This is a genomic window from Nesterenkonia muleiensis, from assembly GCF_003600155.1.
Taxonomy (GTDB): Bacteria; Actinomycetota; Actinomycetes; order Actinomycetales; family Micrococcaceae; genus Nesterenkonia; species Nesterenkonia muleiensis.
Genome location: NZ_QWLD01000040.1, coordinates 392,988 through 405,498, shown reverse-complemented (window position 1 = coordinate 405,498; position 12,511 = coordinate 392,988). Strand labels below are relative to the sequence as shown.

Below are 12,511 nucleotides of genomic sequence, written 5' to 3'. Positions count from 1 at the left end.
ATGGCCCTGGCAGCACAGGAGGCGAAGCTCAACCGCCGTCCGTTCACACGGTGGTGGCGGGAGACCGGCTGGCGGCATCTGGTGGGTCTGGGCGTCGTCGTCTTCGCCATGTTCCCGCTGGTCTACGTATTCTCCGCCTCCCTCAGTCCCGGCGGCACGCTGATCACCGCCAACAACCTGTTCAGCAACGTCAGCCTGGGCAGCTACATCGAGCTCTTCAACCGCCCCCAGCAGCCGTATGCTGCGTGGTTCGCCAACACCCTGTTCATCGGTCTCACGGCGTCGGCAGGTTCGGTCCTGCTCGGGGCACTGGCTGCGTATGCGTTCTCCAGGATGCGGTTCACCGGCCGCCGATTCGGTCTGATCACGCTGGTTCTGGTCCAGATGTTCCCCCAGCTGCTGGCCATGGTCGCCATCTTTTTGCTGATGCTCGGGATCGGTGAGATCTTCCCTGCCATCGGGCTGAACAGCCAGATCGGACTCATCATGGTCTACCTCGGCGGGGCCCTGGGCGTGAACACCTATCTGATGTACGGGTTCTTCAACACCGTCCCCACCTCGATCGATGAGGCAGCCCGCATCGACGGCGCCGGACATGCCCGGATCTTCTTCACCATCATCCTCCCGCTGGTCTCACCGATCCTGGCAGTCGTTGCCCTGCTCTCCCTGGTGGGCACGCTCAGCGAGTTCGTCATCGCCTCGGTGCTGCTCCGCGACCCCGAGCGGCAGACCCTCGCGGTGGGGCTCTACCAGTTCATCTCCCAGGAGACCTCACAGAACTGGTCGGTCTTCGCAGCGGGTGCGGTGCTGGCGGCCATCATCCCCGTGGCACTGTTCCTGCTGCTGCAGCGCTACATCGTCTCCGGTCTCGTCGCAGGGAGCGTCAAATGATTCCCCGTCCACTCCCCCACCACGACGGCTCACCGCTGCATGTGTCGACTCAGGCCCCTGGGCTCGGTGAGGCGGTCACGCTGCGTCTGCGAGTACCGGAAAGCTACCCCAGGCTCAAGCAGGTGACCGTCCGTTCCAATCCGGACCATGAACCGCATTGGGACACCGCACAGCACTGCGGAACCGCCGGCGGCTGGCACTGGTGGGAGGCCGAAGTCACCGTGGCCAATCCCCGGCACGGCTACCGCTGGCTGCTCATTCACGACGACGCGGCCGCATCACGCTCGGCACCGAGCGTGAAGTGGCTCAACCAGTCCGGAGCGCACCGAGGAGAGGTGCTCGACGCCGATGACTTCGCTCTGCTGGCCTACCCCGGTCCACCGGACTGGCTCAACCATTCGGTGATGTACCAGATCTTCCCGGACCGGTTCTCACGTTCAGCAGGCGCTGAAGCACGGAAGATCCCCCAGTGGGCTCAGCCCGCAGACTGGAGTGACCCGGTTGACCCGGTGATGCCGGCGCGGGTCTGTCAGTTCTACGGGGGTGATCTGGACGGAATCGCTGAGCGCCTCGACCATCTCGAGTCACTGGGTGTGGGGATCATCTATCTGACGCCCTTCTTCCCCGCCGCCTCGAACCATCGTTACGACGCCTCCAGCTTCGAGGCGGTGGACCCCCTGCTCGGTGGAGACGAAGCGCTGATTCGCCTGGTGGATGCTGCACATGCCCGAGGTATGAGAGTCATCGGTGATCTCACCACCAACCACTCCGGTGATCAGCACATCTGGTTCCAGCGGGCGCTGAAGGATCCCACTTCGCCGGAGCGCCGCTTCTACTACTTCGCCGATGGTCACAGCGGCTCCGACTATGAGTCCTGGTTGGGGACCGAGACCCTGCCCAAGTTCGACTGGACCTCCCCGGAACTGCGCAGAGCCTTCATCGAGGGCCCTGATTCGGTGGTCGCGAAATGGTTGAAGCCGCCCTACAACCTCGACGGTTGGCGGATTGACGTGGCGAATATGACCGGAAGGCTGCGCGAGGTGGACCTCAACGCGGAGGTGAGGCAGATCCTCCGCCGCACGATGGAACAGGTCAAACCTGACTCGATCCTGCTGGCCGAATCCACCAACGACGCCACCGGGGACCTCACCGGTGATTCCTGGCACGGGGCGATGACCTACCCCTCGTTCACCCGGCCGTTGTGGAGCTGGCTGGCAGAGCCCGACGGCGCCCCCTATCCGACAGCGGAGGGAGGGCAGCAGAGAGTTCCCTGGTTCTTCGGCCAACCGGTCGGCGGCATACCGCAGGGCACGGCACGGGATTTCGCCTGCGCGGTGGACCGGTTCAACGCTCCCGTCCCCTGGCGCATCCGACTGGGCAATATGCACCCCTTGGACACCCACGACACTGGCCGGTTCGCCACTCATGCCGGTCCGCAGACCATTGCTGTGGCAATCGGACTCCAGATGAGCCTGCCGGGGCTGCCCAGCGTCTTCGCAGGTGACGAGTTCGGCCTGACCGGCGCTGACGGCGAGCTCAGCCGGACTCCGATTCCCTGGGACAAAGCCCAGGATCAGGAATTCGCCAGCAGGATCCGCCTCTATCAAGAGCTGATCGGACTGCGCAGGCGCCACCCGGTGCTGACCGATGGCGGTATGCGCTGGCTCCACGCCGACGACCATGGCTTGGTCTTCGTCCGTGAGTCCGAAGCGGAGGCTCTGCTGGTTTTTGCCGCAGGTCCGGCTCAGACTCGGCACTACTCAGTGGAGCTCTCAGCAACGGTGTGTGCCGGCCTCAATGAGGCTCAGAAGCTCTGGGGTGAGGCAGTGCTGACCCATGATGGCTCAACAGTGAAGATCACGGCATCCGGTCCCAGCTTCTGCCTCTGGCGTCTGCCCGGAGTTGCGGTGCCTACCAGATAGGCGACACCTGAGCGGCTAGCATGATTTCCCGGAGTGCGAAAACCCCGCGACGAGAGGAATGGTGTGAGCCCCAGCGCCAAGCAGATCGACAAGGTCTTTCAGCAGGTCATCAGTCGAAATCCCGGAGAGCATGAGTTTCATCAGGCGGTCAGGGAGGTCTTCGATTCGCTGCCGACGGTGCTCTCGCGCCACCCCGAGTACGTTGAGGCCTCCATCCTGGAGCGTCTCTGCGAGCCGGAGCGGCAGATCATCTTCCGTATTCCCTGGACCGACGATGCCGGCACTGTGCACATCAGCCGCGGGTTCCGTGTCCAGTACAACTCAGCCCTGGGTCCGTACAAAGGGGGTCTGCGCTTTCATCCCAGCGTGCTGCTGGGCACGGTGAAGTTCCTCGGCTTCGAGCAGGTCTTCAAGAACGCACTGACCGGACTGCCCATCGGCGGTGGAAAGGGCGGCAGCGACTTCGATCCCAAGGACCGCAGTGATGCTGAGATCATGCGGTTCTGCCAGTCCTTCATGACCGAGGCGTACCGGCACCTGGGCGACCGGGTGGACGTTCCCGCCGGGGACATCGGGGTGGGCCGCCGCGAGATCGGGTATCTGTTCGGCCAGTACAAGCGCATCGCCAACCGCTATGAGTCCGGTGTGATCACTGGAAAGGGCGTGACCTGGGGCGGATCCCTGCTGCGGACCGAAGCCACCGGGTACGGCACCGTGTTCTTCGCCGAGCATATGCTCCGCGCGGCCGGAACGTCCTTCGACGGCACCACCGCATTGGTCTCGGGCTCCGGGAATGTGGCCATCTACGCCATTGAGAAGGTGCACGAGCTCGGCGGCACCGTGGTGGGTGCCTCTGACTCCTCCGGCAGCGTCTATGACCCAGACGGGATCGACCTGGATCTTCTGCGCGAGGTCAAAGAGGTCAGCCGCGCACGGATCAGCAGCTACGCCGAGCAGCGGCCGCAGGCCCAGTATCTTGAGGGCACACGAGTCTGGGCAGTAGCGCAGAAGAGCGCTGTGGACGTAGCCCTGCCCTGTGCCACCCAGAACGAGTTGGACGAGGACGACGCCGCGACCCTCATCTCCTCCGGGGTCACAGCAGTGGTGGAGGGTGCCAATATGCCCACCACCCCGGAGGCGATCCGCCGGCTGCGCGAGGCTGACGTGCTCTTCGGCCCAGGCAAAGCCGCCAACGCCGGTGGCGTGGCCACATCGGCACTGGAGATGCAGCAGAACGCCACCAGAGACTCCTGGTCAGCGGAGTACACCGAGCAGCGCCTTTCGGAGATTATGGAGAACGTGCATACCCGCTGCGCCTCAACCGCCGAGGAGTACGGCATTCCCGGGGACTATGTGGCCGGGGCCAACATCGCCGGTTTCACTCAGGTGGCTGACGCCATGCTCGCCCAGGGCGTCATCTGAGCAGGTGCGCTGCGCTCAGCCGGGCGAACCGTAGGTCACCGGCGTAAGGCTCTCCTGCTCCTCCTCGGTGAACAGCCGGGAGCGGACAATGAACCTGTTGCCGGTGGGGCCTTCGATGCTGAAGCCCGAGCCCCGGCCTGCGGTCACATCGATGGTGATGTGGGTATGGGACCAGTATTCGAACTGCGCCTTGGAGATCCACACCGGCACCGGTTCCGGAGTCCCCGGCTCCAGCTCCCCCAGCAGCACGTCCTGGGGTCCGGTCATAAAGGTGCCCTGGGTGTAGCACATGGGTGCTGAGCCGTCGCAGCATCCCCCAGATTGGTGGAACATCAGCGGCTGGCCGTGCTCGTCGCGGAGTTGACGCAGCAGGGCGGCAGCTTCATCTGTCACTGCGATGCGCTCAGCACCCATTGTTTGTCTCCCTTCTCTTCACATCACGTGAGCCGCAAGCGAAGCGATGCGGCGACTTCAGGCCCGATGGCCGCGGCAACGCCGCCGAGACTAACTCAGAAGAATCCGAGCTTATCCTCCGAGTAGCTGACCAGCAGATTCTTGGTCTGCTGATAGTGGGACAGCATCATCAGGTGGTTCTCCCGGCCGATGCCGGAGTTCTTGTACCCGCCGAATGCGGCGTGTGCTGGGTACTGGTGGTAGCAGTTGGTCCACACCCGGCCTGCCTGGATGTCCCTCCCGGCCTGGTAGGCCACATTCCCGTTCCGGGACCAGACGCCGGCACCGAGCCCATAGAGGGTGTCATTGGCGATGGAGATGGCGTCGTCGTAATCGGAGAACTCGGTCACCGAGACCACCGGGCCGAAGATCTCCTCCTGGAAGATCCGCATGGCGTTGTTGCCGCGGAAGATGGTCGGCTCCACGTAGTAGCCCTCTGCCAGGTCCCCCCCGAGGTCCACGCGGGATCCACCGGTGAGCACCTCGGCCCCCTCCTTCTGCCCGATGTCGAGGTAGCTGAGGATCTTCTCCAGCTGATCGTTGGAGGCCTGGGCGCCGACTTGGGTGTCGGTGTCCAGCGGATTGCCCTGTGTGACGGCCTTGGTGCGTTCCACCGCCGCCTCAAGGAAGCCGTCGATGATGCTGGACTGGATCAGTGCGCGGGAAGGGCAGGTGCAGACTTCGCCCTGGTTCAGCGCGAACATGGTGAAGCCTTCCAACGCTTTGTCGTAGAAGGCATCATCGGCCTGGGCGACGTCTTCGAAGAAGATGTTCGGCGACTTCCCGCCCAGTTCCAAAGTCACCGGAATCAGGTTCTGGCTGGCGTACTGCATGATCAGCCGTCCCGTGGTGGTCTCACCGGTGAAGGCGACCTTCCTGATCCTCGGGTTCGAGGCAAGGGGCGCGCCGGCCTCAGCACCGAAACCGTTGACCACGTTGACCACGCCGTCGGGAATCAGATCGCTGAGCAGTTCCATCAGCACCAGGATGGAGCTGGGAGTCTGCTCAGCGGGCTTGAGCACCACGGCATTTCCCGCGGCCAGGGCCGGGGCGAGTTTCCACACCGCCATCAGGATTGGGAAGTTCCACGGGATGATCTGGCCGACCACGCCCAGCGGCTCATGGTAGTGGTAGGCCACGGTAGTGGGGTCGATCTCACTGATACCACCCTCCTGGGCCCGGATCACGCCGGCGAAGTACCGGAAGTGGTCCACCGCCAGCGGAAGGTCGGCAGCCAGGGTCTCCCGCACCGGTTTGCCGTTCTCCCAGGTCTCAGCCACGGCCAGCAGCTCGAGGTTCTCTTCGATCCGGTCGGCGATTGTGTTCAGCAGCACTGCCCGTTCGGCCACCGTGGTCTTCCCCCAGGCAGGTGCCGCCTTGTGAGCGGCATCAAGGGCGAGCTCGATGTCCTCTGCAGTGGAGCGCGCCACCTCGGTGAACGTCTTGCCGTTCACCGGTGAGGGATTCTCGAAATACTGTCCCTTCACCGGGGCGACCCATTCGCCGCCGATGTAGTTCTCGTACCGGGGCTTGAAGCTGACAACGCTGCCTTCAGTGCCGGGCTGTGCGTAGACGGTCATGATGACTCCTTCATCTGTGAACCAAAGACTGTGACCTGCATCACGGTATCCATCATCCTATGTCCGCGCGGGTTGCAACAAGGTTGCACACCCCCGCGCCCCGATCTCGTCTAGACTGTGATAAGGCACACACTCTGAGAGCGGAAAGGAGTTGGGCATAAATGAAGGCAACCCCCGATGAACCGCAGACCTGGGCCGCGCTGAAGCCTGAGCTGCGTGATTCCTGGCAGCGCTCAGCTCAGTTCCTCCCTGATCCCGGTGCCGCGCTGGCACCTGTGGAGATGGCCGGAAACGACCTGCAGTCCTACCGAAGCACCCACCCGCTGTCCCTGGTCCTTCCCATCTTCCAGCGCCTGCTGATACAACCGGCCGCCGAGGCCGGGCTCATTGTGGCCATCGGTGACGCCGAGGGCCGCCTGCTCTGGGTGGACGGTGACCGCCACTCCATGCACCGGGCAGAATCATCGGCCTTCCAGGCCGGCGCCACATGGTCCGAAGAAGCCATCGGCACCTCAGCCCCCGGCCTCGCACTGGCCACCGGCCGCGGATCCCAGGTACGCCAGGAGGAGCATTTCGCCTATTCAGCACATCAGTTCTCCTGCTCGGCAGCACCTATCCGCAACCCCCACACCGGCCGCCTGCTCGGTGTGGTCGACCTCACGGGTGATGAGAAGGCGGTGGCAACCCATTCGCTTCCGCTGATCTATGCTGCGGTATCGGCGGCTGAGGCGGAGCTGAAGGTGCTTCCGGCGGACACCGGATTGCCGCAGCTGACCACCCTTGGCACCGTGCGGCCACAGCTGGGGGTGGCATCAGCCCGCGAGGCGCTGAGCCTGCGGCACGCCGAGATTCTGGTCCTGCTGGCCTGGCATGCCCACAACGGACAGAACGGACTCAGTGCCGGAGCCCTGGCCGAGTTCCTGTTCGGAGAACCTGGGCACGAGGTGGCGCTCCGGGCAGAGATCGTCCGGCTCAGGCGCGTGCTGCGCAACTCGCCTGCTGCCGCCGGATTGGACCTGCAGTCCAGACCCTACAGACTCTCATCAGCTATAGACCTGGATGCCCTGACGGTGCTCACAGCGGTCACCGCCGGGGACCGGGACACCGCACTGGATGTGTACGGCGGTGTTCTGCTGCCGGCCTCAGAATCACCGGGAATTCTGGAGCTGCGCAGTCAGCTCTCAGCGCTGGTGCGCGAATCGATCCTGGCCGATGGCACCGCTGAGCAGCTCTGCCGCTACCTCCAGCTTCCTGAAGCGGCGGCCGATGAACAGGCCGTCTACACCGCACTGCAGCTGCTGCCGGCAGAATCACCGCAAAGAGCCGCGCTCGTGGCACGCATGCAACGTTGACGCAACCTGAGCGTGACTAACATCACAAGTGACCATATTGAGCACTTGTGACAAAGGAGTTGCCATGTCCACCATGACAGCAGCAGTAGTTCAAGACTTCGGCAAGGAACTTGCCGTCACCGAGTATCCGCTGCCCGAGCCGGGGCCCGGCCAGGCCCTGGTGAAGCTGATCGCCTCGGGGGTGTGCCACACCGATCTGCACGCAGCAGAGGGTGACTGGCCGATCAAGCCCTCACCCCCTTTCGTTCCCGGTCACGAGGGAGTCGGCACCGTGGAGAAGGTCGGCAAGGGCGTCACCACCCTAGAGGTTGGTCAACTGGTGGGCAACGCCTGGCTGTGGAACGCCTGCGGAGTCTGTGAGCACTGCCGCACCGGATGGGAGACCCTGTGCGAGGAGCAGACCAACGGCGGATACTCCACAGACGGGTCCTTCGGGGAGTACATGCTGGTAGAGGCACGCTACGCCGCCGCCATTCCTGAGGGTTCTGATCCGCACGAGATTGCCCCGGTTCTGTGCGCCGGAGTCACCGTCTACAAGGGACTGAAGATGACCGGGGTGCGGCCCGGCCAGTGGGTGGTCATCTCCGGGATCGGCGGGCTGGGCCATATTGCCGTTCAGTACGCGGTGGCCATGGGCATGCGGGTCATTGCCGTCGACATCGCTGACGACAAGCTGGCGCTGGCCAAAAAGCACGGTGCCGAGATCGCGTTGAACGCCAACGGCGTGGATCCTGCCCATGAGATCCTAGAGCGGGTCGGTGGGGCCCACGGGGTGCTGGTCACTGCAGTGCACCCCAGTGCCTTCGGTCAGGCGATCAGTATGACCCGCCGCGGCGGCACGATCGTCTTCAACGGATTGCCCCCCGGAGACTTTCCCGCTCCGATCTTCGACATCGTGCTCAAGGGGCTCACGATTCGCGGGTCCATCGTCGGAACCCGCCAGGATATGGTCGAAGCCTTGGACTTCTACGCCCGTGGGCTGATCCACCCCACATACTCCAAGCGCCCGCTGGGTGACATCAACGCCGTGTTCGACGAGATGCACCACGGCAAAATCGATGGTCGGGTCGTCATCGACTACGGGGCATGACCTCAGGAGGTCATACCTGCTGCTGCCAGGCCATCTCCGTCTGCGCCCACTGAGCGCGTTGGGAGGTGCTGCCGAAGTCGGCGAGCAACTGGTTGGCGCGGTTGTCCAGCGAGGCCCGCCATCGGACCAGATGCTCGCCGGCCGAGGCAGGCAGCAGCGGCTGAGTGTAATGGCGCAACAGAGTGTCAACCTCCTCCCGGACTAACGCCTCTTCAACATCATGGACATCCGAGACGGTGCGCAAACCCTCAGCAAAGCGATACGGCTCAGAGCTGATGATCGGTCCCAGCCGCTTGCGAAGCCGGTGCATCTCTGAGCGAACTGTTCCTGGGCGCCCGTCGTCACCATAGAGCTCGGAGGCCAGCTCGGTGGAGGTGAACCCCCGGGCGCGGGAGCTCAGTACAGCCAGAATCTCTGCTGTACGCGGCGGCAGCTTCCGCCACGGCCCACCGCCTATTCGCACTGCTGGCTGAGCACCCAGCAGGCGCAGCCGCACCATCTCCGCTGGGTCCTGGACATCCGGGACGACGATTCTCAGCATTTCTTCAGCCAGCAACGCGGTCATCCGCACCATGCCGATGACATCCTGGCCCAGTTGGGCTCTTGGGCCGGAGACGTCCAGAACTCCCAGCAGATCTCCGCCGTTGGGGTGGTAGACCGGAGCCGCCATACAGGTCCAGTCGGCGTGCGAATACGCGAAGTGCCCCTCTCCCGAGACGTAGGCAGCCCCACTGAGCCGCAGTGCCTCAGAGATGGCATTGGTCCCCACGCTGGTCTCAGACCAGTCCGCGCCCTCGTCGAAACCGATGCGCTCTGCGGCCCCCAATGCTGCGGCGGTGCCGTGACGGGTGATGACGCTGCCCCGGGCATCGGTGAGGATCAGCACATGGTCGTGGCTGGTGGCGCGCACCAGTGCATCCCGGACGGGTGCGGCGACCGCGCTCAGTGGACTGCGGCGTCGTCGTTCCTCAATCTCTGATGCCGGACTGACGTGACGAGGTCCGGTGATCTCCCGGCTCAGCCCCGCCCTGCGGCACCGGTCCCAGGCGGCCGGATTCTCCGTGGCCTGCGCTGCAACGGTCATGCGACCCTCCTGCCCATAGCGTGGAGCTGCACGTGATCTTGATCACACCATACGCGCTGCACCGTGGTCTGAACAGTCACGGTGCCCGCCGGATCCTCAGCACTCACCACCGGAAGGAAGAACACCATGTCCACCGCAGATACCACCGCCCAGGAATGGCTCGCCAGCTTCAGCGCAGCGCTGGAGAACAACGACGCCGCAGAGGTCGCCGGCCTGTTCGAACCCGCTGGATTCTGGCGGGACTTCGTGGCTTTCACCTGGAACCTGCACACTGCAGAAGGAGCTGAGGCCATCCGGGAGCTGGTTGCACTCACCGCTCCGCACATCCAGCCACGCCACTGGCACCTCACTGAACCGGCGGAGCAGGACGAGGACGGCACTGTCACCGCATGGCTGGGCTTCGAGACTGCCACAGTCCGGGGCATCGGCTTGGTACGCATCAGGGACGGCAAGGCATGGACTCTGCTGACTGCTGCCGAAGAACTCCAGGGTTTCGAGGACGCGGTGGGGCCGCGCCGACCGCAGGGGGTACAGCACCACATCTACCGGGGGCGGAAGACCTGGTTGGAGCAACGGGCTGAGCAGCATGCGGCGATGGGTCGTAGCCAGCAGCCCTACGCGCTGATCGTCGGCGGCGGTCAGGGCGGGATCGGCCTCGCTGCCCGGCTGCACAATGTGGGGGTTCCAACCCTGGTGGTGGACCGGCATGAAGCCCCCGGCGATGCCTGGCGGAACCGCTACAAGTCCCTGCATCTGCACGACCCGGTCTGGTACGACCACCTCCCCTATCTGAACTTCCCCGACAACTGGCCGGTGTTTCCCGCCAAGGACAAGATCGCCGACTGGCTGAAGCACTACGTGGAGCTGATGGAGCTCAACTACTGGTCGCGCACCACCTGCACCGATGCCCAGTGGGACCAGACAGAGGGACACTGGCGGGTCCAGGTGGACCGCGACGGCGAAACGGTGACGCTGACCCCCACGCACCTGATCTTCGCACTTGGCGTCTCCGGATACCCGCGAACTCCACAATTGCCGGGCCAGGACAGCTTCTGCGGCGAGCAGCATCACTCTGCCGAGCATCGCGGCGGACCGCAATATCAGGGCAAACGCGCGGTGGTGATCGGTTCCAACAACTCCGCCCACGACATCTGTGCCTCACTCTGGGAGCAGGGAGCGGAAGTCACCATGGTGCAGCGCTCCTCCACGCATATTGTGCGCAGTGACTCTTTGATGGATGTGGTGCTGGGGCCACTGTACTCGGAGGAGGCAGTGGCTCGGGGAATCGATGCTCATCGGGCGGACCGCATCTTCGCCTCCTGGCCCTACCGGCTTCTCCCGGATGTCCAGCGCGAGGCGTTCAACGAGATTCGTGAGCGCGACGCCGGTTTCTACAGTGACCTGAAGAAGGCCGGGTTCGAACTGGACTTCGGTGAGGACGGCTCAGGGCTCTTCGTGAAGTACCTGCGCAGAGGGTCGGGATACTATATCGACGTGGGAGCCTCACAGCTGGTGATCGACGGCGAGATCAGCCTGGCCAGGGGGCAGGTCGACCGGCTCACGGAGAACTCCGTGATGCTGGAGGACGGCACTGAGCTGTCGGCCGACCTCGTGGTGTACGCCACCGGCTACGGGTCCATGAACCAGTGGCTGCGCGAGATCATCTCCCCAGAGGTAGCTGAGCAAGTGGGTAAGTGCTGGGGCTACGGTTCAGGCACCACGCGGGACCCCGGCCCATGGGAAGGGGAACTGCGCAACATGTGGAAGCCCACCAATGTGGCCAATCTCTGGTTCCACGGTGGAAATCTGCATCAGTCCAGGCACTATTCGAAGTACCTGGCCATTCAGATCAAGGCCAGGTACGAAGGAGCCGAGACCCCGGTGTATGGCCTGCAGCCCACATACCATCCGTACTGAAGCGAATTGATGTGAAGGAGACCAAACATGCGCGCAGCCCGCTACTACGACCGCAAGGACATTCGTATTGAGGAGATCGGACTGATAGATCCGCGTGCCTGAATGACCTCCTACACCGTCCTCACCGCCGGCGCTGAGGTCGTCGCCGAGCTTGAGCGGAAGAAGTCACGGTTCCTCACCGTGATGCGCCGTGCCGAGACTGCCGATGATGCCCATCAGTTGGTCGGTGAGCTGCGCAAGGAACACCACACCGCTCGCCACCACTGCTCGGCGTGGGTCCTCGGCCATGACCGCAGAATCCAGCGGGCCAACGACGACGGCGAGCCCTCAGGAACTGCCGGCGCCCCGCTGCTGGAAGCACTCACCAAAGCGGGGATGCCCACTGGTCCCCGAGACTTCAGCGACGTCGTGGTGGTGGTGGTCCGCTGGTTCGGCGGTACGCTTCTGGGCGCCGGCGGGTTGGTGAGCGCCTATTCGGACTCAGTGGTCGGCGTTGTCGGGCTGGCTCGTGCTCAGGGCGTCTTCCGCACCCGTCAGCGCATGCGCCGGTTCACCCTCGCCGCCCCGGTCGCTGTGGCCGGACGCTGGGAGAATGAGCTGCGCACCGCGGAGGTCACGGTCCTTGGCATCGATTACACCTTTGCACCGGACAGTGCCCTGCTCAGTCTGGCAGTGCCGGATCGAACCGACGACGTCGCCCGACTGACCACCTACGCGGCGACGATGAGTTCGGGAACCGCCTCTCTCACCCCGGACGGCGTCGACTGGGTCGATGCATGATTCTCAGTACGCGTCAGGGG

The 12,511-nt window shown here is 64.2% G+C and carries 10 protein-coding genes; 7 read left to right on the top strand and 3 right to left on the bottom strand.

The window, feature by feature from the left end:
• From DVO78_RS13040 to gdhA, 3 genes are all read left to right on the top strand, one after another.
• Positions 1-891 carry a sugar ABC transporter permease gene (locus DVO78_RS13040; RefSeq protein WP_120005304.1) on the top strand — a complete coding sequence of 297 codons (891 nt, stop codon included), beginning with the start codon at positions 1-3 and terminating at the stop codon, positions 889-891.
• Positions 888-2,813 (top strand): glycoside hydrolase family 13 protein, encoded by a 1,926-nt coding sequence (locus DVO78_RS13035; RefSeq protein ID WP_238385291.1) that lies wholly within the window; start codon positions 888-890, stop codon positions 2,811-2,813. The genes DVO78_RS13040 and DVO78_RS13035 overlap by 4 nt, the downstream gene beginning before the upstream one ends.
• Before the next feature lie 63 nt (positions 2,814-2,876).
• Positions 2,877-4,235 carry an NADP-specific glutamate dehydrogenase gene (gdhA, locus tag DVO78_RS13030; protein WP_120005303.1) on the top strand — a complete coding sequence of 453 codons (1,359 nt, stop codon included), beginning with the start codon at positions 2,877-2,879 and terminating at the stop codon, positions 4,233-4,235.
• 15 nt (positions 4,236-4,250) lie between these two features.
• Here the strand turns inward: gdhA and DVO78_RS13025 are convergent, their stop codons facing one another.
• Positions 4,251-4,649 carry a DUF779 domain-containing protein gene (locus DVO78_RS13025; RefSeq protein WP_120005302.1) on the bottom strand — a complete coding sequence of 133 codons (399 nt, stop codon included), beginning with the start codon at positions 4,647-4,649 and terminating at the stop codon, positions 4,251-4,253.
• Between the two features lie 95 nt (positions 4,650-4,744).
• Entirely contained in the window at positions 4,745-6,268 is a 1,524-nt protein-coding gene (gene exaC / locus DVO78_RS13020) for an acetaldehyde dehydrogenase ExaC (RefSeq protein WP_120005301.1), read from the bottom strand.
• A 161-nt stretch (positions 6,269-6,429) separates the two neighbouring features.
• Here exaC and DVO78_RS13015 point away from each other — a divergent pair, with 161 nt between their 5' ends.
• Together DVO78_RS13015 and adhP are read left to right on the top strand one after the other, a co-directional pair.
• Entirely contained in the window at positions 6,430-7,620 is a 1,191-nt protein-coding gene (locus DVO78_RS13015; RefSeq protein WP_120005300.1) for a sigma-54-dependent transcriptional regulator family protein, read from the top strand.
• Between the two features lie 64 nt (positions 7,621-7,684).
• Positions 7,685-8,710, top strand: coding sequence for an alcohol dehydrogenase AdhP (gene adhP, locus DVO78_RS13010; protein WP_120005299.1), 1,026 nt, complete (start codon positions 7,685-7,687; stop codon positions 8,708-8,710).
• Between the two features lie 10 nt (positions 8,711-8,720).
• On the opposite strand, the gene DVO78_RS13005 is transcribed toward adhP, so the two are convergent.
• Positions 8,721-9,794, bottom strand: a complete 1,074-nt coding sequence (locus tag DVO78_RS13005) for a helix-turn-helix domain-containing protein (RefSeq protein ID WP_120005298.1) — start codon at positions 9,792-9,794, stop codon at positions 8,721-8,723.
• A 126-nt stretch (positions 9,795-9,920) separates the two neighbouring features.
• On the opposite strand from DVO78_RS13005, the gene DVO78_RS13000 reads away from it, so the two are divergent.
• Both DVO78_RS13000 and DVO78_RS12995 read left to right on the top strand, forming a co-directional pair.
• Positions 9,921-11,711 (top strand): NAD(P)/FAD-dependent oxidoreductase, encoded by a 1,791-nt coding sequence (locus DVO78_RS13000; protein WP_120005297.1) that lies wholly within the window; start codon positions 9,921-9,923, stop codon positions 11,709-11,711.
• A 102-nt stretch (positions 11,712-11,813) separates the two neighbouring features.
• Entirely contained in the window at positions 11,814-12,491 is a 678-nt protein-coding gene (locus DVO78_RS12995; RefSeq protein WP_120005296.1) for an IMPACT family protein, read from the top strand.
• Positions 12,492-12,511: the final 20 nt, after the last annotated feature.